At 70.5% G+C, this 22,605-nt stretch carries 23 protein-coding genes; 11 read left to right on the forward strand and 12 right to left on the reverse strand.

The features are described 5' to 3' along the window. Positions 1–61 precede the first annotated feature (61 nt). Positions 62–811, reverse strand: a complete 750-nt coding sequence (locus tag OG975_RS09100) for a response regulator transcription factor (RefSeq protein ID WP_406328628.1) — start codon at positions 809–811, stop codon at positions 62–64. 172 nt (positions 812–983) lie between these two features. Between OG975_RS09100 and OG975_RS09105 the strand changes: the two genes are divergently transcribed. The 5 genes from OG975_RS09105 to OG975_RS09125 all read left to right on the forward strand — a co-directional run bounded on the left by OG975_RS09105 (position 984) and on the right by OG975_RS09125 (position 5,956). Then, positions 984–2,345 (forward strand): ferric reductase-like transmembrane domain-containing protein, encoded by a 1,362-nt coding sequence (locus OG975_RS09105; RefSeq protein WP_406328630.1) that lies wholly within the window; start codon positions 984–986, stop codon positions 2,343–2,345. Positions 2,346–2,352: 7 nt separating this feature from the next. Further along, entirely contained in the window at positions 2,353–2,862 is a 510-nt protein-coding gene (locus OG975_RS09110) for an FMN-binding protein (RefSeq protein ID WP_406328631.1), read from the forward strand. A gap of 125 nt (positions 2,863–2,987) precedes the next feature. Next, entirely contained in the window at positions 2,988–4,325 is a 1,338-nt protein-coding gene (locus OG975_RS09115) for a ferric reductase-like transmembrane domain-containing protein (RefSeq protein WP_406336212.1), read from the forward strand. A 19-nt stretch (positions 4,326–4,344) separates the two neighbouring features. Continuing rightward, positions 4,345–5,175 carry an FMN-binding protein gene (locus tag OG975_RS09120; protein WP_406328633.1) on the forward strand — a complete coding sequence of 277 codons (831 nt, stop codon included), beginning with the start codon at positions 4,345–4,347 and terminating at the stop codon, positions 5,173–5,175. Next, on the forward strand, positions 5,168–5,956 hold the full coding sequence (locus OG975_RS09125; protein WP_406328634.1) for an FAD:protein FMN transferase: 789 nt from the start codon (positions 5,168–5,170) through the stop codon (positions 5,954–5,956). The genes OG975_RS09120 and OG975_RS09125 overlap by 8 nt, the downstream gene beginning before the upstream one ends. Before the next feature lie 71 nt (positions 5,957–6,027). On the opposite strand, the gene OG975_RS09130 is transcribed toward OG975_RS09125, so the two are convergent. The 7 genes from OG975_RS09130 to OG975_RS09160 form a co-directional block, all read right to left on the reverse strand. Continuing rightward, a complete protein-coding gene (locus OG975_RS09130) occupies positions 6,028–6,564 on the reverse strand; it encodes an arginine repressor (protein WP_327427364.1) in 537 nt (178 codons plus the stop codon). A 23-nt stretch (positions 6,565–6,587) separates the two neighbouring features. Then, on the reverse strand, positions 6,588–7,793 hold the full coding sequence (locus tag OG975_RS09135; RefSeq protein ID WP_406328636.1) for an acetylornithine transaminase: 1,206 nt from the start codon (positions 7,791–7,793) through the stop codon (positions 6,588–6,590). Continuing rightward, positions 7,790–8,701, reverse strand: coding sequence for an acetylglutamate kinase (gene argB / locus OG975_RS09140; RefSeq protein WP_406328637.1), 912 nt, complete (start codon positions 8,699–8,701; stop codon positions 7,790–7,792). Before argB ends, OG975_RS09135 begins: the two co-directional genes overlap by 4 nt. Further along, entirely contained in the window at positions 8,698–9,867 is a 1,170-nt protein-coding gene (gene argJ / locus OG975_RS09145) for a bifunctional glutamate N-acetyltransferase/amino-acid acetyltransferase ArgJ (RefSeq protein WP_406328639.1), read from the reverse strand. The genes argB and argJ overlap by 4 nt, the downstream gene beginning before the upstream one ends. After that, a complete protein-coding gene (gene argC / locus OG975_RS09150; RefSeq protein ID WP_406328640.1) occupies positions 9,864–10,892 on the reverse strand; it encodes an N-acetyl-gamma-glutamyl-phosphate reductase in 1,029 nt (342 codons plus the stop codon). Before argC ends, argJ begins: the two co-directional genes overlap by 4 nt. A gap of 25 nt (positions 10,893–10,917) precedes the next feature. Next, positions 10,918–11,649 (reverse strand): class I SAM-dependent methyltransferase, encoded by a 732-nt coding sequence (locus OG975_RS09155; RefSeq protein WP_406328641.1) that lies wholly within the window; start codon positions 11,647–11,649, stop codon positions 10,918–10,920. A 143-nt stretch (positions 11,650–11,792) separates the two neighbouring features. Beyond that, a complete protein-coding gene (locus OG975_RS09160) occupies positions 11,793–12,185 on the reverse strand; it encodes a DUF5997 family protein (protein ID WP_406328643.1) in 393 nt (130 codons plus the stop codon). Positions 12,186–12,360: 175 nt separating this feature from the next. On the opposite strand from OG975_RS09160, the gene OG975_RS09165 reads away from it, so the two are divergent. Beyond that, positions 12,361–13,161 carry a LysR family transcriptional regulator substrate-binding protein gene (locus OG975_RS09165; RefSeq protein ID WP_406328645.1) on the forward strand — a complete coding sequence of 267 codons (801 nt, stop codon included), beginning with the start codon at positions 12,361–12,363 and terminating at the stop codon, positions 13,159–13,161. A 55-nt stretch (positions 13,162–13,216) separates the two neighbouring features. Here OG975_RS09165 and OG975_RS09170 read toward each other — a convergent pair whose 3' ends face one another. Further along, on the reverse strand, positions 13,217–13,816 hold the full coding sequence (locus OG975_RS09170; protein ID WP_406328647.1) for an ABATE domain-containing protein: 600 nt from the start codon (positions 13,814–13,816) through the stop codon (positions 13,217–13,219). A 113-nt stretch (positions 13,817–13,929) separates the two neighbouring features. On the opposite strand from OG975_RS09170, the gene OG975_RS09175 reads away from it, so the two are divergent. From OG975_RS09175 to OG975_RS09185, 3 genes are all read left to right on the forward strand, one after another. Continuing rightward, positions 13,930–15,162 carry a cysteine desulfurase gene (locus tag OG975_RS09175; protein WP_406328648.1) on the forward strand — a complete coding sequence of 411 codons (1,233 nt, stop codon included), beginning with the start codon at positions 13,930–13,932 and terminating at the stop codon, positions 15,160–15,162. Between the two features lie 85 nt (positions 15,163–15,247). After that, positions 15,248–15,667, forward strand: a complete 420-nt coding sequence (locus OG975_RS09180) for a MerR family transcriptional regulator (protein WP_406328649.1) — start codon at positions 15,248–15,250, stop codon at positions 15,665–15,667. Positions 15,668–15,693: 26 nt separating this feature from the next. Continuing rightward, complete coding sequence (locus tag OG975_RS09185; protein WP_406336213.1) at positions 15,694–16,128, forward strand: carboxymuconolactone decarboxylase family protein; 435 nt, start codon at positions 15,694–15,696, stop codon at positions 16,126–16,128. Here OG975_RS09185 and OG975_RS09190 read toward each other — a convergent pair. After that, on the reverse strand, positions 16,115–18,598 hold the full coding sequence (locus OG975_RS09190) for an alpha-L-arabinofuranosidase C-terminal domain-containing protein (RefSeq protein WP_406328651.1): 2,484 nt from the start codon (positions 18,596–18,598) through the stop codon (positions 16,115–16,117). The two genes, OG975_RS09185 and OG975_RS09190, sit on opposite strands and share 14 nt — an antisense overlap. 141 nt (positions 18,599–18,739) lie before the next feature. Between OG975_RS09190 and OG975_RS09195 the strand changes: the two genes are divergently transcribed. Beyond that, the gene (locus OG975_RS09195; RefSeq protein WP_406328653.1) at positions 18,740–19,216 is read left to right on the forward strand and encodes a DUF6314 family protein; all 477 of its coding nucleotides are present in this window, start codon (positions 18,740–18,742) and stop codon (positions 19,214–19,216) included. Between the two features lie 30 nt (positions 19,217–19,246). On the opposite strand, the gene OG975_RS09200 is transcribed toward OG975_RS09195, so the two are convergent. Further along, positions 19,247–19,831 carry a histidine phosphatase family protein gene (locus OG975_RS09200; protein WP_406328654.1) on the reverse strand — a complete coding sequence of 195 codons (585 nt, stop codon included), beginning with the start codon at positions 19,829–19,831 and terminating at the stop codon, positions 19,247–19,249. A 295-nt stretch (positions 19,832–20,126) separates the two neighbouring features. Further along, complete coding sequence (locus OG975_RS09205; protein ID WP_406328656.1) at positions 20,127–21,554, reverse strand: PLP-dependent aminotransferase family protein; 1,428 nt, start codon at positions 21,552–21,554, stop codon at positions 20,127–20,129. A gap of 33 nt (positions 21,555–21,587) precedes the next feature. On the opposite strand from OG975_RS09205, the gene OG975_RS09210 reads away from it, so the two are divergent. Beyond that, entirely contained in the window at positions 21,588–22,571 is a 984-nt protein-coding gene (locus tag OG975_RS09210; RefSeq protein ID WP_406336214.1) for a DMT family transporter, read from the forward strand. Positions 22,572–22,605 lie beyond the last annotated feature (34 nt).

Raw genomic sequence — 22,605 nt, forward strand, 5'->3', positions numbered from 1 at the left:
CACGACCATCGGCGCCTCGCCCACGCCCACGGCCGCGTCGGCCACGGCCACCGCCGCGGTGTCATCCCGCCACCGGCTTGATCACATATCCGGCGCCCCGCACCGTGTGGATCATGGGTTCGCGACCCACGTCCACCTTCTTGCGGAGATACGAGATGTAGAGCTCGACAACATGGGCCTGGCCGCCGAAGTCGTACGACCACACACGGTCGAGGATCTGCGCCTTGCTGAGGACGCGGCGCGGATTGCGCATCAGGAAGCGCAGCAGTTCGAACTCGGTCGGCGACAGCTCGATCAGCTTGCCGCCGCGGGTCACCTCGCGGGCCTCCTCGTCCATGACCAGGTCGCCGACGGTGAGCCGGGGCCCCTCGTCCAGCTGCCGGGCCATGCCCGCGCGGCGCAGCAGTCCGCGCAGCCGGGCGACGACCTCCTCCAGGCTGAACGGCTTGGTGACGTAGTCGTCGCCGCCCGCGGTGATGCCGGCGATCCGGTCCTCGACGGCGTCCCGCGCGGTGAGGAAGAGGACGCAGACGTCGGGCTTCACGGTGTGCAGTCGGCGCAGTACGGCGAAACCGTCGGTGTCCGGGAGCATCACGTCGAGGACGACGGCGTCGGGCAGCAGCTCCCGGGCCTCGGTGACGGCCGAGGCCCCGTCGCCCGCCGTGCGCACCTCCCAGCCCTCGTAACGCAGGGCCCCGGAGAGCACCTCGGCGAGATCCGGGTCGTCGTCGACGACGAGGACGCGTACGGGGGTGCCGTCGGGCCGGGTGAGCGCGAGCCGGCCGTTGCCTCGGGAGCGGGGAGTGTTCATGTCCTCTCCAGGATCACCCCTCGGCGAGGTCGCGCCGCCCCCTCCCGCCTCTGAGTTTTCTCTGAGTCCGCGGTGAGCGGTCCGGCGTGGGGCGGCGTCGCGCATCCGTTCAGAGCGTCCTCAGAAGTTCCGGACGCACAGTTTCCTCCCGGACATCCGGAAGGACGGACATATGACCACGACGTACGAGCGGGCGGCCCTCCCGCGCCAGGCACGAGGGCGTCGGCGCCCCCGGCCCTCCCCCGCCGGGCCGCTGCTGGCCCTGCTGTGGGCCGGCGCCGCCGCGGTCGTCGCCCTGTGGTGGTACGACACCCGGTCGGTGGTGGGCCTCGCCGGCTGGCTGACCGACGCCGGGAGGATCTGCGGGCTGCTGTGCGGCTACAGCTGCGCGATCCTGGTGGCGCTGATGGCCCGGGTCCCGCTTCTGGAGCGGCGCATCGGCTCCGACCGGGTGGCCCGCTGGCACGCCATGGCGGGCCGGTACACGGTCTGCCTGCTCGTCGCGCACATCGCGCTGATCCTCTTCGGGTACGCCGCCCAGGACGGGTCGGGCATCGTGGACGAGACGCTGAGTGTGGTGTTCGACTACCCGGACATGCTCAAGGCCACGATCGGCACGCTCATCCTCTTCGCCGTCGGGATCACTTCGGCGCGCGTGGCCCGCCGCCGGATCAGCCACGAGTTCTGGTACTACGTGCACCTGCTCACCTACGTGGCCGTGTTCCTCGCCTTCTTCCACCAGCTCGCGCTCGGCTCGGACTTCGTCGGCAGCGCCGCCGCGCGGGCCGCCTGGTACGTGCTCTATCTGGGCACGGCCGCGCTGGTCGTGTGGTTCCGGCTGCTCGCGCCGGTGCGGCTGAACCTGCGGCACAAGCTGCGCGTCGAGTCCGTGTACCGCGAGGCGCCGGGCGTCTTCTCCATCGTCGTACGCGGGGAGCGGCTGGACGAACTGAAGGCCCAGGCCGGGCAGTTCTTCCGCTGGCGGTTCCTCGCCGAGGGGATGCGGTGGACCTCCACGCCGTACTCGCTGTCGGCGCCGCCGCGCCCCGACCTGATGCGGATCACCGTGAAGGCGCTCGGCGACCACAGCGCCGCCGTGGGGCTGCTGCGGCCCGGCACCCGGGTGTGGGCGGAGGGCCCGTACGGCGCGCTGACCGCCGAGCGGAGCACCGCGCCCAAGGCCCTGCTGATCGCGGGCGGCGTCGGCATCACCCCGTTGCGCGCCCTGTTCGAGGCGCTGCCCGGTGACCTCACGCTGCTCTACCGGGCGCGTACGGCCGAAGACCTCGCGTTGGGCGCCGAGTTGGAGGCCATCGCGAAGTGGCGCGGGGCGCGCGTCCTGTACGCGGTCAACGGCGCCGACGGGACGCGTCCGCGATTCACCGCCGAATCCCTGCGCGAGGCCGTGCCGGACATCGCCGGGCACGACATCTACCTCTGCGGCCCGCCCGCGATGGCGCGGGACCTGTACGAGGCGCTGCGCGCGGCGGGGGTCCCCGACCGCCGTATCCACCACGAGTCGTTCGAGCTGTGAGGCCGCCTTGCACGCCCTGAAGAAGAACCGTCCGCTGCGGCGAGTGACGCTGGCCGCCGCGACCACCGTCACCGGTGTCGTCCTGCTGCTGTCGCTGAAGCCGCACACGCCACCGACCGTGGTCCAGGCGTCCTCGTCGTCGGGCCAGTCCCAGTCCTCCGGAAGCTCATCCGGAGGCACATCCGGAGGCTCCCCGAGCAGCTCCCCCAGCAGCAGCTCCGGAAGCACGAAGAGCACGGGTACCAAGACGGTCACCGGCGACACCGTCCAGACCCGTTGGGGCCCCGTCCAGGTGCGCGTGACGGTGAAGAACGGCAGGATCACCGATGTCACGGCGGTCGCGTACCCCACCGACAATCCGAAGGACCAGGAGATCAACAGCTACGCGATTCCGCAGCTCAGGCGGGAGGCGCTGGCGGCCCAGAGCGCGCAGATCGACTCCGTCTCGGGGGCCACGTACACCAGCGACGGGTACAAGCAGTCCCTCCAGTCGGCACTGGACTCGGCGGGCCTCTGAACGCACGGCCGTCGGGGACCGTATCTCTGGGCCAGGGGGCCACTCCCCTCGCCCCGTCCCCACGGACGACACACGGAGGAACCGTGTCCACGATCGCCGGTGGTCGCGCCGCGCGGCGCCAGACCATGCGCCGTATTCGCCCACGCCGCTCGCCCGCCGTCCCGTTGCTGCTCGCCGTCTGGGCGGGCGCGGCCGGGGTCATCTGGCTGTGGTGGAACAACACCCCGTCCATCGCTGACGACAACAGCAAGATCCTCAACGCGGGCCGGATCACCGGGCTGCTCGCCGGCTATCTGATGGCGCTCGTGGTGCTGCAGATGGCCCGGGTTCCCGCCCTGGAACGCCGGGTGGGCTCCGACCGGGTCGCCCGCTGGCACGCCATGAGCGGCCGGTACACGATCTGTCTGGTCCTGGCCCATCTCTTCCTGACCATGTGGGGCTACGCCCTGCAGTCCGGCAAGGGGCTCGGCGGGATCGTGCAGCAGACCATCGACTCGGTCAACCAGCTGCCCGACATGGGCAAGGCCGCGATCGGCACGGGTCTGCTGGTGCTCATCGGGTTCATCTCCATCGGCGGTGTCCGCCGGCTGATCCCGTACGACACCTGGTACCACGTCCACCTGTTGACGTACGCCGCCGTGTTCCTGACGTTCTGGCACCAGCTGTCCACCGGCAACGACTTCGCCGTGGAGCCCACCGCGAAGACCGTCTGGTACGGGCTGTACGGGTCGGTGACCGCGCTCGTTCTCTGGTACCGGATCCTCTCGCCGATCCGGCTCAACCTGAAGCACCGGATGCGGGTCGAGGCGGTCATCGAGGAGACGCCCGGGATCGTGTCGGTGCTGATCAGCGGGCGGAAGCTGCACCGGATGGGCGCGGAGGCCGGGCAGTTCTTCCGCTGGCGCTTCCTGGCACCGGGCATGCGGCTGAGTTCCCACCCGTACTCACTGTCGGCGGCGCCCCGCCCCACCATGCTGCGCATCACCGTGAAGGCGATCGGCGACCACAGTTCCGCGCTGCGCGACCTGGAGCCGGGCACCCGGGTCTGGGCCGAGGGCCCGTACGGGGCACTGACGGCGGGCAAGCGCAGCCGCGGCAAGGTGCTGCTGGTGGCGGGCGGCGTCGGGATCACGCCGATGCGGGCGCTGTTCGAAACCCTGCCCGGCGCGTCCGGTGACCTGACGCTGCTCTACCGGGCCAACAGCACCCAGGACCTGGCCCTGTGGGACGAGCTCGCCGTCATCTCCAAGGAGCGCGGGGCCCGCCTGATGTACGCGGTCAACAGCCCCGACGGGGAGCGCCCGGACATCTCGGCGGAAACGTTGCGCCGCAAGCTGCCGGACATCGACCGCCACGACGTCTTCATGTGCGGGCCGCCCGGCTTCGCCCAAGAGGTGTACGAAGCACTGCGCGGCGCGGGGGTCCCCGCCCGCCGCATCCATCACGAGTCGTTCGAGATGTGAGCGACGGGAGTCAGGAGCGATGAAGAAGAGCCACCCCATTCGGCGCGTCGTGCTCGCCACCGCCGCCACCGTGTCCGGGATCGTCCTGCTGCTGTCGCTGAAGCCCGCGTCCGATCCGGCCGCCGCGTCGGCGCAGGGCGGAGCGGCGGCCCAGCAGACGGCGGCCGGGCAGGAGTCGCCCCAGGGCGGCAGCGCGTCACAGACGGGCTCGCAGACCGTCACCGGAAGCGTCACCCAGACCCAGTACGGGCCCGTCCAGGTACGGCTCACCATGAGCGGCGGCAAGATCACCAAAGCGGAAGCCGTCCAGGCTCCCAAGGGCGGCACCAGCGACCAGAAGACCGCGCTGGCCATCCCCAAACTCAACGAGGAGGCCGTCGCCGCCCAGAGCGCGGACATCGACGCGGTCTCGGGGGCGACCTACACCAGCAGCGGCTACAAGCAGTCCCTCCAGTCGGCCCTGGACAAAGCCAAGACCGCGGGCAGCGGTACGTCGGGATCCTCGGGGTCGGCCGCCGGTTCTTCGGGCTCGTCCTCGTCGCCCCAGGCACCGGCCACCCAGGCCCCCGCCACGCAGGCCCGCATCATCACCGGAAACGTCGCCCAGACCCAGTACGGGCCGGTCCAGGTCCGCATCACCGTGAGCGGCGACAAGATCACCAAGGCCGAGGCGGTCCAGGCACCCAGCGGCGGCACCAGCAGCCAGAAGACCGCGCTGGCCGTACCCAAGCTCAACCAGGAGGCCGTCGCGGCCGGGAGCGCCGACATCGACGCCGTCTCCGGTGCCACCTACACCAGCGGTGGCTACAAGCAGTCCCTCCAGTCGGCCCTGGACAAGGCCGGTGGCTGAGTCCGCGGAGGCGCCGCCCGCGCTGCGCCACGCCGAGGAGGTCATGGGTACGGTCTTCTCCTTCGACGTACGGGGAGGAGAACCGGGGCCCGTCCAGGCGGCGTTGGAGGAGGCGATCGCCCAACTCCACCGCGTGGACGAGGTGTTCAGCACCTACCGCGAGGACAGCCAGATCTCGCGGCTGGCGCGCGGTGAACTGAGCGTCGAGCAGTGCGATCCCGAGGTCGCCGAGGTGCTCGGTCTGGGCGCGGAGGCCGAGCGGCTGAGCGAGGGCTGGTTCAGCACGAGGTACGAGGGACGGCTCGACCCGACGGGGATCGTGAAGGGCTGGGCAACCGAGCGCGCGGCCCGGCACCTCGCCGCCGCCGGGGCGAGCGGGGTGAGCGTCAACGGCGGCGGCGACGTCCAGCTGTACGGCGTGCCCGGGTCGCACCGGCCCTGGCGGGTCGGCATCTCGGACCCGCTCCGCCCGGGCTCACTCGCGGCCGTGGTCTCCGCGGCCGGCGTCGACGAACTGGCCGTGGCCACCTCCGGCACAGCCGAGCGCGGCGCCCACATCGTCGACCCGAGCACCGGCAAGTCCGCGGTCACCGACCTGGTGGCGGTGACCGTGGTCGGCCCCCACCTGACCTGGGTGGACGCCTGGGCAACGGCAGCCTTCGCAATGGGCTCCCGCCAGGCGTTGGACTGGCTGGAGTCGCTCCCGGACATCGAGGCCTTGCTGATCACGGCGGGAGACGAGGTCAGATGCACCGGGGGCTTGGCTCAACGCCTGGGGTGAGGACAGCGCCCCGATAGGGGCGCGGGGAACTGCGCGACCAGCCACAGACAACCCGCACCCGACCGACAACCTCAGTGATTGTTCTGAGCCAACCGCAACAAGTGATCGGCCAAAGCCTGACCCCCCGTGGGATTCCGACTGATCAACAGCAACGTGTCGTCCCCGGCAATGGTGCCAAGGATGTCCTGCAGCTCAGCCTGATCAATAGCCGAGGCCAAGAACTGCGCAGCCCCCGGCGGGGTACGCAGAACCACGAGGTTCGCGGAGGCCTCCGCGGAGATCAGCAGCTCCGCGGACAGCCGACGCATCCGCTCTTCCTTCGCCGACTCCCCCAGCGGAGCGCGCGGCGTACGGAACCCGCCCTCACTCGGCACCGCGTAGATCAGATCGCCGTCGTTGTTGCGGATCTTCACCGCGTTCAGCTCGTCCAGGTCCCGGGAGAGCGTCGCCTGCGTGACGCTCAGCCCGTCGTCGGCGAGAAGCTTCGCCAACTGGCTCTGCGAGCGCACCGGTTGCCGGTTGAGGATGTCCACGATCCGGCGGTGGCGTGCGGTGCGGGTCTGCGGCACGGCAGGCCCTGCGTGCTCATGGTCCTGCGCCTGACTCATCGTCGTCGTCCCATTTCCCGGGATCATCCGTCCCCGTTGGCTGCGTCGAGGATGCCGGGAAGGGCCTGGAGGAACGCGTCCACCTCGTCGTCGCCGAGGTTCAGCGGCGGCATCAGCCGTACGACATCGGGGGCGGGCGCGTTCACCAGGAAACCGGCGTCCTGAGCCGCCTGCTGCACCTGGGGCGCGAGCGGCTCGGTGAGCACGATACCCAGGAGCAGCCCCGCACCCCGGACATGGTCGATCAACGGGTGCCCGAGTGACTCGATTCCGTCCCGCAGCTTCTCGCTCGCGGACTTCACGTTCTCCAGGAGGCCCTCGGACTCGATCGTGTCGAGTACGGCGAGTCCGGCGGCGCAGACGACCGGGTTGCCGCCGAAGGTCGTGCCGTGGTGTCCGGGCTTCAGCAGCCCGGCGGCCCGGCCGAAGGCGACGGTGGCGCCGAGCGGCAGTCCGCCGCCGAGGCCCTTGGCGAGCGTGACGATGTCGGGCAGGACGCCCTCGTGGGCCTGGTACTCAAACCAGTGTCCGGTCCGACCGATTCCGGTCTGTACCTCGTCGAGAACCAGCAGCGATCCGGTGGCGGCGGTGATGGCACGAGCCGCCTTCAGATATCCGGCGGGCGGGACCACAACCCCGTTCTCACCTTGGATCGGCTCGATGATGACGAGGGCCGTCTCCTCGGTGACCGCGGCGGCCAGTGCCTGCGCGTCGCCGTACGGGACATGCGTGACGTCGCCGGGCAGCGGCAGGAACGGCTCCTGCTTGGCGGGCTGGCCGGTGAGGGCGAGGGCGCCCATGGTCCGGCCGTGGAAGCCGCCGGTGGTGGCGACCATGTGCGTCCGGCCGGTGAGCCGGCCGATCTTGAAGGCGCCCTCGTTGGCCTCGGCGCCCGAGTTGCAGAAGTACACCCGGCCCTCGCGCCCGAAGAGCTGGAGCAGCCGTTCGGCGAGCGTGACGGGCGGCTCGGCGATGAAGAGGTTGGAGACATGGCCGAGGGAGGCGATCTGCTTGCTCACGGCCTCGACGATCGCGGGGTGGGCGTGCCCGAGTGCGTTGACCGCGATCCCGCCGACGAAGTCGAGGTACTGCTTGCCGTCGGCGTCCCACAGCTTGGTGCCCTCGCCGCGGACGAGCGGCAGCCGAGGGGTGCCGTAGTTGACCATGAGCGAGCCCTGCCACCGCTGGGTGAGCTCTTCGTTGCCGGCCACGTCCTGGTTCGCGGTCATACGGCATCCCCCTCTTCCTCGTCCGGCACGACCATCGTGCCGATCCCCTCGTCGGTGAAGATCTCCAGCAGGATCGAGTGCTGGACCCGGCCGTCGATGACGCGGGCCGTGGTGACGCCGTTGCGCACGGCGTGCAGACAGCCCTCCATCTTCGGCACCATGCCGCTGGCCAGCTCGGGCAGCAGTTTCTCCAGCTGGGAAGCGGTGAGGCGACTGATCACCTCGTCGCTGTTGGGCCAGTCCTCGTAGAGGCCCTCGACGTCCGTGAGGACCATGAGGGTTTCGGCGCCAAGTGCCGCAGCGAGTGCCGCAGCCGCCGTATCAGCATTGACGTTGTAGACATGTCCGTCGTCCTGGGAGCGGGCGATCGAGGAGACGACCGGGATGCGGCCGTCGGAGAGCAGCGCCTCGATGGCACCGGTGTCGATCGCGGTGATCTCGCCGACCCGGCCGATGTCGACGAGCTCGCCGTCGATCTCGGGCTGGTGCTTGGTGGCGGTGATGGTGTGCGCGTCCTCGCCGGTCATGCCGACGGCGAGCGGCCCGTGCTGGTTGAGCAGCCCGACCAGCTCGCGCTGCACCTGCCCGGCCAGGACCATGCGTACGACGTCCATGGCGTCCTCTGTGGTGACCCGCAGGCCCGCCTTGAACTCGCTGACGATGCCGTGCTTGTCGAGGGCGGCGCTGATCTGCGGGCCGCCGCCGTGCACCACGACGGGCTTGAGGCCTGCGTGGTGCAGGAACACGATGTCCTGCGCGAACGCCGCCTTCAGCTCCTCGTCGATCATGGCATTACCGCCGAACTTGACGACGACCGTCTTGCCGTTGTGCCGGGTCAGCCAGGGCAGCGCCTCGATGAGGATCTGGGCCTTGGGGAGTGCGGTGTGTTTCCGTGCCGTATTGCTCATGAGGAGTACGCGCTGTTCTCGTGGACGTAGTCGGCGGTGAGATCGTTGGTCCAGATCGTGGCGGTCTCGCCGCCGGCGGCGAGGTCGGCGACGATGTGCACTTCGCGGTAGCGCATGTCGACGAGCTCGCGGTCCTCGCCGACTCCGCCGTTCTTGCAGACCCATACGCCGTTGATGGCGACGTTCAGCTGGTCGGGCTCGAAGGCGGCCTTGGTCGTGCCGATCGCGGACAACACCCGTCCCCAGTTGGGGTCTTCACCGTGGATCGCGCACTTGAGGAGGTTGTTGCGGGCGATGGAGCGGCCCACCTCGACGGCGTCGTCCTCGGTCGCGGCGTTGATGACCTCGATCTTGATGTCCTTGCCGGCGCCCTCGGCGTCGCGGATGAGCTGCTGACCGAGGTCGTCACAGACCGCGCGGACGGCCTCGGCGAAATCCGCGTATTCCGGGGTGACTTCGGAGGCGCCGGAGGCGAGCAGCAGCACGGTGTCATTGGTGGACATGCAGCCGTCGGAGTCGACGCGGTCGAAGGTGACGCGGGTGGCGGCGCGGAGCGCCTTGTCCAGGGTGTCGCTGTCCACGTCGGCGTCGGTGGTGAGCACGACCAGCATGGTGGCCAGGCCCGGGGCGAGCATGCCCGCACCCTTGGCCATGCCGCCGACGGTCCAGCCGTCGTTCGTCACGACCGAAGTCTTGTGGACCGTGTCGGTGGTCTTGATGGCGATGGCGGCCTTCTCGCCGCCGTGCGGGCCGAGTTGGGCGACGGCCTGGTCGACGCCCGGGAGCAGCTTGTCCATCGGCAGGAGGACGCCGATGAGGCCGGTCGAGCAGACGGCGACCGTGCCCGCGCCGGTCTCCCCGAACCCCGCGGCGCTGAGCGACTCCGCGACCTTCTCGGCGGTGGCGTGGGTGTCCTGGAAGCCCTTGGGCCCCGTACAGGCGTTGGCGCCACCGGAGTTGAGGACGACGGAGGTCAACTGGCCGCTCTTGAGCACCTGTTCCGACCAGAGGACCGGCGCGGCCTTCACGCGGTTGGAGGTGAAGACGCCCGCGGCGGCAAGGCGGGGCCCGTTGTTGACCACGAGGGCCAGGTCCGGGTTGCCGTTCTCCTTGATCCCGGCGGCGATACCGGCCGCCGTGAATCCCTGTGCTGCCGTGACACTCACGGTGCAACTCCGATCGTGGAAAGCCCCGTGGCCTCATCGAGGCCGAGGGCAATGTTCATGCTCTGCACGGCACCGCCCGCGGTGCCCTTGGTCAGGTTGTCGATGGCGCTGATCGCGATGATGCGGTGCGCGGCGGCGTCGTACGCGACCTGGATCTGAACGGCGTTGGAACCGTAGACGGACGCCGTGGCGGGCCACTGGCCCTCGGGCAGCAGGTGCACGAACAGCTCGTCCGCGAACGCCTTCTCGTACGCGGCCCGTACGGACTCGGCGGTGACGCCGGGCTTGGCCTTCGCACTACAGGTGGCGAGGATGCCGCGGGGCATCGGCGCGAGCGTGGGCGTGAAGGAGACGGTGACGGGCTCACCGGCGGCGGCGCCGAGGTTCTGGATCATCTCGGGGGTGTGCCGGTGGCCGCCGCCGACGCCGTACGGGGACATGGAGCCCATGACCTCGGAGCCGAGCAGATGCGCCTTGGGCGCCTTTCCGGCACCGGACGTCCCGGAGGCGGCGACGATCACGGCCTCGTTCTCCGCCAGCCCGGCCGCGTACGCCGGGAAGAGCGCGAGTGAGGCGGCCGTCGGATAGCAACCGGGCACCGCGATGCGCTTGGACCCCTCCAGCGCAGCGCGGGCACCCGGCAGTTCGGGGAGGCCGTACGGCCAGGTCCCGGCATGCGCGGAGCCGTAGAACCTCTCCCAGTCGGCCGGGTCCTTCAGCCGGAAGTCGGCGCCCATGTCGACGACGAGGACGTCCGGGCCGAGCTGCTCGGCGACGGCGGCGGACTGCCCGTGGGGCAGCGCGAGGAATACGACGTCATGCCCGGCGAGCACCTCGGGGGTCGTCTCCTGGAGGACGCGGTCCGCGAGCGGCAGGAGGTGCGGCTGCAGCGCGCCCAGGCGCTGACCCGCGTTGGAGTTGCCGGTCAGAGCGCCGATCTCGATCCCGGGGTGCCCCAGGAGCAGACGCAGCAGTTCCCCGCCCGCATACCCACTCGCTCCCGCCACTGCCGCACGTACCGCCATGGAACCCTCCTCTTGGATGGCATGACTATACGTTTCGCTGCACGTTTATGCAATCCCGGTATCGGTGGGCCGGAACCGACGGAACGACGGAACGACGGAACGACGGAACGGAAGGGGTGAGAGCCAGGAAGCGAGGTCGCTCAGCCGGAGGCCGTCGGGGGTTCGGCGATTCCGACGATGAAGTTGCCCAGGGGCGGACGTCGGCCGACCAGCCGAGGGTGGCGAGATCGTCGGTGAGGGTGGTGGGGTCGTGGAAGATCTTGACGATGCGGTACTGGCTTCCGTCGTCGAGGCGGCGCAGTTCCGCGGCGACCTCCTCGCGGGCGGCCTCCGCGGGGCCCTCGTCGATGAAGATCGCTCTGCCGTGCGGGGTGAGGGCGGCGGCGACGGTGTTCCAGAACTGGCCCATCCGGGACAGTGGGACGTGGGAGAGCCAGAAGGCGAAGAACACGGTGTCGTAGCGGCGTGGGGGCTGCCAGGTGAAGACGTCGGCCTGGACGAACTCGACATCGGCGGATGCGGTCCGCTCCCGCGCGATGCCCAGGACCTCGGGCGACGAGTCGACGGCCGTCATCGAGTGCGCCCGTGCGGCCAGCCTTCCGGTCCACTGGCCCGTTCCGCAGGCCAGCTCCAGCACGTCTCCGGTGATGGGGAGCTCGTCGACCGCCGTCACCAGCTCGCGCAGGTCCTCACGCTCGGCATAGACCCGGTCGTACTCGAAGGCGCGGGCCCGGTAGTACGCGATCTGCTCCGCCACCAGAGCATCGTCATCGGTGTCCATGACCATCGACGACAGTGGCGGCAGCGGGGCCCCGTCGGCCGCTTTCACGGACCGCGACGGACCCGCCACACGACTGGGCGGGAACCCGCCACACCACCGGGCGAGGACGCGGGAGGCGGTCAGGAACGCTTGGCGGCCCGCTCCGCGTTCTTCTCCTTGATACGGACCGATTCCTTGCGGACGTCGGCCTGCGTGGAGCGCTCGCGCCGCAGCCAGCCGGGGTCCTCCGTCTTGAGGGCCTCGATCTGCTCGGTGGTGAGGGCCTCGGTGACCCCGCCCCGGGCGAGGCCGGCGATGGACACGCCCAGCTTGGCCGCGACCACCGGACGGGGGTGCGGGCCGTTGCGGCGCAGTTCCTGGAGCCACTCGGGCGGGTCGGCCTGCAGCGCAGCCAGCTCGGCACGCGAGACGACACCCTCCTGGAACTCGGCGGGGGTGGCCTCGAGGTACACGCCCAGCTTCTTCGCCGCGGTCGCGGGCTTCATCGTCTGGGTGGTCTGGTGCGACGTCATGGTGTCAAGGGTATCGAGCATGTGAGCCACTGCCGACCATCACGTGTTCGGGAGGCGACGTCACGGGTGCGGCACCCGGTCGTGGTCACGTGCGGGACCTGGTCGTCGTCACGGTGCGGGACCTGGTCGTGGTCACGGGTGCGGCACCCGTGACCATGACCGGTAACCTGACGAAGTGACTGGCTCCGAAGCTCCCCCCTCGTTCCGGCTCGCGTACGTCCCGGGGGTCACGCCCGCCAAGTGGGTGCGGATCTGGAACGAGCGGTTCACCGACATCCCGCTGACCCTCGTCCCGGTCTCCGCCGACGAGGCGTTCGGCCTGCTGCGCGGCGGTGGCGCCGACGCGGGCTTCGTACGACTGCCGGTCGACCGGACCGACCTCAGCGCGATCCCCCTGTACACCGAGACGACGGTCGTCATGGTCCCCAAGGACCACATCGTGGCGGCGGTCGAGCAGGTCTCCACGGAGGATCTCGCCGACGACATCGTGCTGCACCCCCTGGACGACACCCTCGGCTGGGAGCGCCTGCCGGGGAAGCCCGCGCTGGAGCGCCCCGCCACCACCGAGGATGCCGTCGAGCTCGTCGCGGCGGGCATCGGCGTCCTCGTCGTCCCGCAGTCCCTGGCCCGCCTCCACCACCGCAAGGACCTCACCTACCGGACGGTCACGGACGCCCCCGAGTCACGCGTCGCACTGTCCTGGCCCGAGGAGAAGACCACCGACCAGGTGGAGGACTTCATCGGCATCGTCCGCGGCCGGACGGTCAACAGCACCCGCGGACGCTCCCAGACCCCGGCCGCCGACGGGCAGAAAGCGAAGTCCAAGGCCAAGTCCACGCCCCAGCGGTCGGACTCGGGCGGTGGCGCACGGCGCAAGTCCACGGCCGGCAAGGCGGGCGGCAAGAACCCCCGCGGCACTGGTTCCGGTGGCCCCAAGGGCGGCGCCAAGCGCGGCAAGCCTCGCCGCCACTCGTAGCCCCCGCACCTCAGGTACGACACCCCCGCACCTCGGATACGACGGCACCCCGCGGTTACCGCGTCTTGCGCGCCGCGTAGGCGCGTGCCGCCCGCACCCGGTTGCCGCACTTCGTCGTGCACCAGCGCCGGGCCGCGTGGGAGCGGAGGAACCAGCGCGTACAGCCGTCGGCCGCGCACGGGGCGAGCTGCGGGGATTCCGGGCCGGTGAGGAGTTCGGCCGCGTCGTCGGCGAGGAGGGAGAGGGCGGCGCCCGCCGGGTTGCCGGTGTCGGGTTCGTCGGCGCGGTGCGGGCCGTCCGCGGTCCAGGCGAGGCGGGGCGTCGCAGGGGCCGCGGCCAGCGCGGAGTTGAGGGCGTCGAGGCTCTCGCGCGGCGGTACGGAACGGACCTCGCGTGCCTCGAAGAGCGAGCGCAGCGCCTCGCGCAGGCCGAGGAGCCGGCCGAACTGCCGGCCGTTCAGCGCCACCCGGTCCGGCAGCAGCTCGTGCCGTACGAGCCAGAGGTGCGCGGCCTCGGTGTCGTCGAGCAGGTCGACCGGGCCGTGGCTCAGCGCGAAACGCGTGTTGACCAGGGCCAGCGAGACATAGCGCTCCTCGCCGGGGACCGGCGGCTGATGCAGGTAGTGGGGGGCTTCATGCTCCACGCGGTGTTCCACGCGCCTCATGCTAACGCTTGCGATTCTCCGTGAGGAGGCCTAGCGTCCCTCACGGCAAACGGTGCACAAACCCGTGAGACACCCAGCCAACAACCCGTGAGAGGTGAGCCCCCGTGGCCTTCGACGTGGACGCGCTCCGCAAGGACTTCCCCATCCTGGAGAGGACGGTGGAGAGCGGCGCCCGGCTCGTCTACCTCGACTCCGGCGCGACCACCCAGAAACCCCTCCAAGTCCTGGACGCCGAGCGGGACTTCTACCTCACCCACAACGCGGCCGTGCACCGCGGCGCGCACCAGCTGGCCGGGGAGGCCACGGAGGCGTACGAGGACGCGCGGCACACCGTCGCGCGTCTCATCGGCGCGGAGGACGACGAGATCGTCTTCACCAAGAACACGACCGAGGGCATCAATCTGGTCGCGTACGCGCTCGGGAACGCCGGCCGCATCGGCCCCGGCGACCGCATCGTGGTCACGGAGATGGAGCACCACGCGAACCTCGTCCCCTGGCAGCAGCTCGCCGAACGCACCGGGGCGACGCTGGACTGGTTCGGACTCACCGACGAGGGCCGCCTCGACCTCACCCGTGTCGACGAACTGCTCGACGAGCGCACCAAGGTCGTCGCCCTCACCCACCAGTCGAACGTGCTCGGCACGCTCAACCCCGTGCGCCAACTCGCCGACCGAGCCCACGCGTTCGGTGCGCTCGTGGTGGTCGACGGCGCCCAGTCGGTCCCCCACCGGCCCGTCGACGTACGCGAACTGGGGGCCGACTTCCTCGCGTTCTCCGGTCACAAGATGCTCGGCCCCAGCGGCGTCGGCGTGCTGTGGGGGCGGCGTCAACTCCTCGCGGATCTCCCGCCGTTCCTCACCGGCGGCTCGATGATCGAGATCGTCGAGATGGACCGCACGACGTTCCTGCCGCCGCCCCAGCGCTTCGAGGCGGGCGTCCCGATGACGGCGCAGGCGGTGGGGCTGGCGGCGGCCGTGGACTATCTCCAGCGGCTGGGCATGGCCGAGGTGGCCGCGTACGAGGAGCAACTCACCGCCTGTGCACTGGAGTTGCTCGGCGAGATCCCCGGCGTACGGATCGTCGGCCCCCGTGAGCTCACCGACCGCGGTTCCGCGGTGTCGTTCACGGTCGACGGCATCCACCCGCACGACGTCGGCCAGATCCTCGACGAGCGGGGCGTCGCCGTCCGCGTCGGCCACCACTGCGCCCGCCCGATCGTGCGGCGCTTCGGGATCCCGGCGACCACCCGGGCGTCCTTCTACGTCTACAACACCCCGGCGGAGGTCGACGCTCTGGCCGAGGGTGTTCGCGCAGCTCAGAGGTACTTCGGCGGTTGATCGCCGGCCGTCCTGAAGGCTCTTCGCGGCGTGATCGCCGACGAGGCTTGACCTGGAGCGCGCTCCAGGTTCTACCGTTCTTGTCATGACCAGCGGACAGCCCCACCCGCACAGCCAGGAGCCGACGCTCACGATCGCCCAGGTCGTCGAGCACACCGGACTCTCGCACGACACGCTGCGGTACTACGAGAAGGCCGGCCTGATCGAACGGGTCGGCCGGACCACCGGGAACCAGCGGCGTTACGAGCTGGCCGACCTGGCCTGGCTGGAGTTCCTGATCCGGCTGCGCGAGACGGGCATGTCTATCGCGGACATGCAGCGGTTCGCGGAGCTGCGGGCACGGGGCGACGTCTCGGTCCCCGAGCGGCTCGCGTTGCTCCGGGAGCATCGCGCCGACCTCGCGGACCGGATCCGCGCCCTGCGCCGTAACGCGGCCGCCCTCGACAACAAGATCGACCACTACGAACGGCTGCTCGACCAGCCGGGATCGGACGACCTCTCATGAGCGACGCCCTCATCGACAACGCCCCCATGAACAACGCCACCACCCGCGAGGAGCGCTTCGAGCACGGTCTGAAGATCCTTGAGCGCGTGGACGGCGAGGCCGGGCAGCGCGTGGTCGACGCGCTCTCCGACATCAACCCCGAACTGGGCCACCAGATCGTGGCCTGGGCCTTCGGCGACATCTACGACCGGCCCGGACTCGCCCCGCGCGACCGCCAGTTGGTGACACTCGGCATGCTCACGGCGCTCGGCGGTTGCGAGACCCAGCTGGAGGTGCACGTCAATGCCGCACTGAACGTGGGACTTTCGTCGGAGCAGATCGTCGAGGCGCTGCTGCACTCCGCGGTGTACTGCGGCATACCGAAGGCCATGAACGCGACCCTGGTCGCGAAGAAGGTCTTCGGCGAGCGTGGACTGCTGCCGGTCGGGCAGCAGCCCACGGCCGGGGCTACCTCTTCTTGATCCTGAGGAACGTCACGGAGTTCGCCGGGAAGGTGTACGTGAACGTGTCGGCGACCCCTTCGAAGGTGGACTTCACCGGGGCGACCGCGGTGGCCGTCTCCGTGTTCACCGCGTCGGGCGCGGCCTGGAGCGTGGTGACGGCGGCCTTGTGTCCCACCTTCGCCCCACCCAGGGAGATCGCGGTACGGGCGTCCGCGGACTGGGCGTTGACGACCTTGACGATGAGGTCACCGGTCTTCGCGTCCCGCGTGACGACCTGACGGAACGGCTCCGCGGGCTTGTCGTCGGTGAAGCTCCCCCACTCCTGGCCGTCCAGGTAGAGGGTGACCTGACGGCCTCGAACCTTGACGTCGATGTCGTACGCCTTACCCGTCTCGATCGAGCCTGCCTTGGAGATCAGCGTCGACTTGCCGCCGTCCACGGCCTGTTCGACGGCGGAGGTGGTGTTGTTCCAGCCGCCGAGGTTCCACCAGTAGTAGTTGCCGGTGTCCTTGACTCCGAAGGCGACGAGGAAGCCCTCCTTGCCGGACTTCTTGGTGGCCTTCACCTGGAGGTCGTAGTCGTGCCAGGCCGGGTCGCCCGCCTGGACCATGGTGTTGGTCGCGGCCTCGTCGGTCTGTACGTACTGTCCGTCCTCAAGGCTCCAGCTCCCGGTGCCCGTGTGGGTCCACTGCGAGGCGTCACCGCTGAAGTCGTCGCTGAGCAGTGTGGTCCCGTCCTCGCCGGTGACCAAGACATCGTCGTACGCCGCCGTGGTCGCCCACGTCGACAGGCCGACGGCGCCCGAGATCGGCGCGCTCAGCGACGGTGTGGTGGTGGCGCTGCTGGCAACCACCCGGTCGCCGACGTTGCTCATGAAGAGCTTCTGCACCTCGTAGTCGGCCGAGTTCCACGAGGCGTGGTTGTTGAACCAGATCATGTCCGGGCGCCACTGCACATAGTCCTCGTTGGCGAGCAGCGGGGCGTACGAGGCGAGCTTCACGACGTCCGCGTTGCGTTCCAGGCCGGTCATGTATGCGGCTTCGGAGAGGGCGTTCTTGAAGGTGTTGCCGCCCGAGGCGTACTCACCGAGGAAGACCTTCGGGCCGTTCCTGTCGTACGAGTCGTAGCGGTCGTTGTTCTGCAGGAACCACTGCGGGCTGTTGTAGTAGTGCTCGTCGACCATGTCGACGCCGGCGTCCTTGTTGAGCTTCCAGGCCGTGTCGAAGGTAGTGCCCGAGTCGTCCGGGCCGGCGTTCGAAATCACCGTGACGTCCGGGTACTTGGCCTCGATGGCGGCGCGGAACTGGGTGAAGCGCGAGAAGAACGCCTCGGGGAGGTTCTCCTCGTTGCCCACTTCGAGGTGCGTGAGGTGGAAGGGCTTGGGGTGGCCCATCCGGGCGCGCTTCTTGCCCCATTCGCTCGTCACCGGGCCGTTGGCGAACTCGATGAGATCGAGGGTGTCCTGGATGTGCCGCTTGAGCAGCGCGTCGTCGTCGGTGGCCTTGTTCTGGCCGCATCCGGTGACGAGCGCGGGCACGACGGGCAGCGGCATCGCGCCGATGTCCTCGGCGAACTGGAAGTACTCGTAGTAGCCGAGCCCGTAACTCTGGTTGTAGCCCCAGAAGTTGGAGTTGGTGGCGCGCTGCTCGACCGGGCCGACGGTGTCCTTCCACTGGTACGAGCGCTTGCGCTGATAGCCCGACGCCTCGTCATATCCCTGCATGCTGCCGGTGTTGACCAGGCAGCCGCCCGGGAAGCGTACGAAGCCCGGGTGGAGGGCGGCGATCTTCTCGGCGAGGTCCTTGCGCAGGCCGTGGCCCTTGTAGGTGTCCCGGGGGATGAGGGAGATCATGTCGAGCGCGACGGGGTTGGCCGCGGCGACGGTGAGGCGGCCGGTAGTGCTGGTGCGGGTCGCGGTGAACGTCGCCCGGTACTTGGCCCAGCCGCCGCGCGCGGTGACCTGACGGGCCTCGGCGAGCGTGCCCTCGGACTCCTGGAGCGTCAGGGTCAGGGGCGACGCAGCATCGGCGCGGGCCCAGACCGAGAAGTCGTACACCTTGCCGCTCTCGACCGAAATCCCGGTGTTGTAACCGGAGTTGGTGACGGACGAGCCGCCGTCCAGGGAGAGGTAGGTGCGGTTGCGGGCGTTGAGGCGGCCGTCGTCGCTCGCGGCCTGCGCGGTGCCGGAGACGGTCCAGGAGGTCAGCGGCGTATAGGAATTGTTGTCGGCGGTGCTGTACTCGAACGACCGGTTCTGTACGAGCTCCGCATACAGGCCGCCGTCGGCGGCGCGGTTGATGTCCTCGAAGAAGACGCCGTACATCGTGTCGTCGATCTTCGCGCCCGAGCCCTTCGGGTCGACGGTGATCGCGTAGTCGGTGACATCGGCGGCGGCGTTCGCCGGAGCGGTCCCGGGAACGACGGTGGAGGCCACCAGGAGTGCGGTGGCCGTGAGTCCGAGTCTCCAGCGGGTGCGGGTGGGTGACATGGATACTCCGCGGCTCTGTAGTTAGTGTGGAGTTGTTCGAAATATCAGACGTCGATCAATACTTCGAACGGCAAGATAAGGAGGGGGCCAGAGTGCGTCAATGGGTCGCGCAGCATCGGACGGGACGGAGAGCGGGACGGTATGGGCGAGTTCTGGCCAGTCACGGACGTGCTGGCCTACCTGGCCGGGAGCTGGCGGGTCGAGCGTGCCGTGCGGGATCTGGCGAGTGACGCGGAGGGGCGCTTCACCGGCACGACGGTTTTCGGACCACTGGAAGATCCGGAGGACGCGGGGCTTCTGCACCACGAATCCGGCACGTTCGTCTGGCAGGGCGTCGCACGGCCCGCCGAGCGGACGCTGCGGTTCCTGCGGGGGCCGGCCTCGGGTACGACCCTCGTCGAGTTCTCGGACGGCCGGTACTTCCACGACCTGGACCTGAGCAACGGGCGGCACATCGCCGACCATCCCTGCTCGGCGGACCTCTACCGGGGCGAGTTCACGGTGTACACGGAAGACCGCTGGCGCACGGTGTGGCGCGTCGGCGGGCCGGCCAAGGACCTCGTCCTGACGACCGACTACGCGCGCGTGCGCCGGCACGGGTCCGGCGATCCCTGCTGAACAGGCCCAGGCGGCTCCTGCTGAATAGGCCTAGACGCGCTGCATCCCGGCCTCCAGCCGGAGATTCCAGCGTCTGTTGTTCCCGGTGAGGGTGACCGTCGACAGGGGGCGCACATCGATGTTCCAGTACGTCGACGGCTGGGCCTTGAGCGCGTAGACCAGGGCGGCCCGCACCACGGACGGTTCGGCCACGGCGACGATGCGACTGCCGTCGTCGGCGGGGCGGGTGTCGAGCCAGCCGCCGACTCGGGAGATGAAGGACATCAGGGACTCACCGCCATGCGGCGCCGAGCGCGGATCGGCGAGCCAGGCGTCGACGGCCTCGGGTTCGCGGGCCATCGCCTCGCCCAGCGTGAAGCCGCGCCACCGACCCATGTCGCAGTCGCGCAGCGCGAGCTGGACGAGCGGCCCGTAGCCCAGCGCGTCGCCGGTGGCCCGGCTGCGGGGCGTCGGCGAGCAGTAGCGCAGCTCGGCCGCCGCCAGCGGCACCAGCTCGGCGGCGGCGCGCTGCACTTCGTCCCAGCCGGCCTGGTCGAGAGGCCGGTCGTCCTCGAAGCGCTCGGCGAGCAGCGAGGAGCTGCGCGCGGCGGCTACGAACGTGACCCGAAGATGCATGCGGAGATCGTGGAGTGCGGGACTCCGCTGGTCAAGGGGTGTTACGCAGGGTACATGCGGGCTCACTGAAGCGGGCTCGGTGGAGGGTGAGCGCCATCCACTGGTCGGGGCGGGCGAGCGGCTCGAAACCCGGCTTCGCGCAGACGGGGCGAACCGTTGCCGGTTTCGCCCCCGCCGCCCCTACCCGTCCCATCCCTGGGGGCTGCGCCCCCAGACCCCCCTTCGGCCTGAAAGGCCTCGTCCTCAAACGCCGGACGGGCTGAATGGTGCGGGCCGGGTGGAAGGTGCCGCGGAGCTAGAAGGCGCACGCCGCCCGCAGTCTCCGTACGCCCTCCGTGATCTCCTCCGTCCCCGCGACCGCCGCGAAGCTCAACCGGAGGTGGGCGGCAGGGGGTTCGGCGCTGAAGTAGGGGCGGCCGGGGGTGACGGCGACGCCTGCCCGGAGCGCGGCGGTGACCAGGGCGTTCTCGTCGGTGCCGTCGGGCAGGCGGAGCCACAGGTGGTAGCCGCCGAACGGGATGTGGGGCAGGGCGAGTTCGGGGAGGTTCAGGCGCAGCGCGGCGGTCATGGTGTCGCGGCGGGACTTCAACTCGGCGGACACGGCGCGGAGATGGCGGGGCCAGGCGGGCGAGCCGACGAGTTCGAGGGCGGCCTCCTGGAGCGGGCGCGGCACGAAGAAGGAGTCGACGACCTGGATGGCGCGCAGCCGCTCAAGTACCGGACCGCGCGCGGCCAGTGCGCTCACCCGGAAGCTCGGCGAGGTCGCCTTGGTCAGCGAGCCGACGTGCACGACGACTCCGTCGGGGTCCTCGGCGGCCAGCGGACGCGGCAGCGGGCCCGCGTCCTCGTGCACGAGACGGCGTACGAAGTCGTCCTCGATCACGAACGCGCCCGCCTCGCGCGCGATCCGCAGCACCTCGACGCGCCGCTCGGGAGCCAGCACGGCGCCGGTCGGGTTCTGGAACAGCGGCTGGCAGACGAAGACCCGGGCGCCGGTCGCCTTGAACGCGTCGGCGAGCAGGGCGGGCTTCACCCCGTCCGCGTCCACCGGCACGGGTACCGGCCTGAGACCGGCCGCGCGGGCGATCGCCAGCATTCCGGGGTATGTGGGCGACTCGACCAGGACCGGGGCGCCCGGCGGGGCGAGGGCCCGCAGCGCCGTGGTGAGCGCGGACTGCCCGCCCGCCGCGATGAGCACCTCGGCCGCGGTGATCGCGCCGCCGACGCCCCGCGCGAACCACTCACGCAGTTCCGTGAGCCCCTCCATGGAGGGCCGGGACCAGGCACCCGGGCGGCGACCTGCCCGGGCCAGGGCCGCGCCCATCGCCCGCTCCGGCTGGAGCGACGGGTGCAGATAGCCGCCGTTGAACTCGATGACCCCGGGCGGCGGTGCAGCGAGCGAGACGAGGACGCCGGACGCGTCCACCGTGCGCGGTACGAGTTCGGTGGCGGCGTCCGCGCTGAGCGCGACCTCCTGCCAGGAGGTGTCCCCGGTCGGCGTGATGGCGCTGCGCGGCTGCGCCCGGAACGCGCCGGCGCCGGGCCGGGTGACCACCAGTCCCTCGGCGGCGAGCTGCGCCAGCGCCCGCGACACGGTCACCGGGCTCACCCGGAACCGCTCGACCAGCGCCCGGCTCGACGGCAGCTTTCCACCTGGCGAGTAGCGGTCCAGCTCTCGCCGCAGCTGATTCGCCAGTTCATCGCCACTGCTACGCTCATGCATGAGAGCACAGAGTAGCGCTACCGACGGCATGGGATAGCGGTCAGCACGCAGGGCAGCGTCCGTACCGACCCGGCTCACCACGAGGACCGCCACGAGGACGGGGCCCCTGGTTCCCGCGCCGCCAGCCCCCAGGCCGCCGGAAACCCCCGCCCCCGCACCGACCGCCGCTCGGGCACCCTCCAGGCCGCCCTCGGTGTCACCGCCTTCTCGCTCACCTTCCCGGCCACCGCCTGGGGCCTGGAGGGCTTCGGGCCCTGGTCCCTGGTGGCCGTGCGCAGTGGGCTGGCGGCGGTCATCGCGGGCAGCTGTCTGCTGGCCCTGCGTGTTCCCGTGCCGGACCGTCGGCACTGGGCGGGGCTCGCCGTCGTCGCCGCGGGCGTCGTGCTCGGCTTCCCGATGCTGACGACGCTCGCTCTTCAGACGTCGACCACCGCCCACGCGGCCGTGGTCGTCGGGCTGCTGCCGCTGACGACCGCGCTGCTGTCGGCGCTGCGCACCGGAGCACGGCCCTCACGGATGTTCTGGACGGCGGCTCTCGCGGGCGCGGCGGCGGTGATCGCGTTCACCGTGCAGCAGAGCGGTGGCGCCCTGACCGGCGCGGACGCGTATCTCTTCGGGGCGCTGCTGGTCTGCGCGGCGGGCTACACCGAGGGCGGCCGGCTCGCCCGTGTCATGCCGGGCTGGCAGGTCATCGGCTGGGCGCTGATCCTGTGTCTGCCGCTGACGCTGCCGGGCGCGCTGGTCGCACTGTCGTACGAGCCCGTGCGGCTGACCGCGCACAGCGTGGCGGGGCTGCTCTGGGTGGCGGCCGGTTCGCAGTTCCTCGGCCTGGTCGTCTGGTATCGCGGCATGGCGTCGATCGGGATTCCGAAGGCCAGCCAGTTGCAGCTCGCGCAGCCGCTGCTCACACTGGTGTGGTCGGTACTGCTCCTTGGCGAGCAGCTCACACCGGCCGCACCCCTGACGGCCGCCGCCGTTCTGGTCTGTATCGCGCTCACCCAACGGGCGCGGGGCTGACCGGTACGCACGGGCCGGGCCAACCGGCGCCACC

The sequence above is a fragment of the Streptomyces sp. NBC_00203 genome, from assembly GCF_045206325.1.
In the GTDB taxonomy this organism is placed as follows: domain Bacteria; phylum Actinomycetota; class Actinomycetes; order Streptomycetales; family Streptomycetaceae; genus Streptomyces; species Streptomyces lutosisoli.

What these genes read in the sequence shown, in the direction of transcription:
- OG975_RS09205 (WP_406328656.1), bottom strand. Translation starts at nt 21,554, where the DNA reads ATGCATGAGCGTAGCAGTGGCGATGAACTGGCGAATCAGCTGCGGCGA.
- OG975_RS09120 (WP_406328633.1), top strand. Translation starts at nt 4,345, where the DNA reads ATGAAGAAGAGCCACCCCATTCGGCGCGTCGTGCTCGCCACCGCCGCC.
- argC (WP_406328640.1), bottom strand. Translation starts at nt 10,892, where the DNA reads ATGGCGGTACGTGCGGCAGTGGCGGGAGCGAGTGGGTATGCGGGCGGG.
- OG975_RS09115 (WP_406336212.1), top strand. Translation starts at nt 2,988, where the DNA reads ATGCGCCGTATTCGCCCACGCCGCTCGCCCGCCGTCCCGTTGCTGCTC.
- OG975_RS09185 (WP_406336213.1), top strand. Translation starts at nt 15,694, where the DNA reads ATGAACAACGCCACCACCCGCGAGGAGCGCTTCGAGCACGGTCTGAAG.
- OG975_RS09100 (WP_406328628.1), bottom strand. Translation starts at nt 811, where the DNA reads ATGAACACTCCCCGCTCCCGAGGCAACGGCCGGCTCGCGCTCACCCGG.
- OG975_RS09105 (WP_406328630.1), top strand. Translation starts at nt 984, where the DNA reads ATGACCACGACGTACGAGCGGGCGGCCCTCCCGCGCCAGGCACGAGGG.
- OG975_RS09130 (WP_327427364.1), bottom strand. Translation starts at nt 6,564, where the DNA reads ATGAGTCAGGCGCAGGACCATGAGCACGCAGGGCCTGCCGTGCCGCAG.
- OG975_RS09180 (WP_406328649.1), top strand. Translation starts at nt 15,248, where the DNA reads ATGACCAGCGGACAGCCCCACCCGCACAGCCAGGAGCCGACGCTCACG.
- argB (WP_406328637.1), bottom strand. Translation starts at nt 8,701, where the DNA reads ATGAGCAATACGGCACGGAAACACACCGCACTCCCCAAGGCCCAGATC.
- OG975_RS09135 (WP_406328636.1), bottom strand. Translation starts at nt 7,793, where the DNA reads ATGACCGCGAACCAGGACGTGGCCGGCAACGAAGAGCTCACCCAGCGG.
- OG975_RS09190 (WP_406328651.1), bottom strand. Translation starts at nt 18,598, where the DNA reads ATGTCACCCACCCGCACCCGCTGGAGACTCGGACTCACGGCCACCGCA.
- OG975_RS09195 (WP_406328653.1), top strand. Translation starts at nt 18,740, where the DNA reads ATGGGCGAGTTCTGGCCAGTCACGGACGTGCTGGCCTACCTGGCCGGG.
- OG975_RS09200 (WP_406328654.1), bottom strand. Translation starts at nt 19,831, where the DNA reads ATGCATCTTCGGGTCACGTTCGTAGCCGCCGCGCGCAGCTCCTCGCTG.
- OG975_RS09160 (WP_406328643.1), bottom strand. Translation starts at nt 12,185, where the DNA reads ATGACGTCGCACCAGACCACCCAGACGATGAAGCCCGCGACCGCGGCG.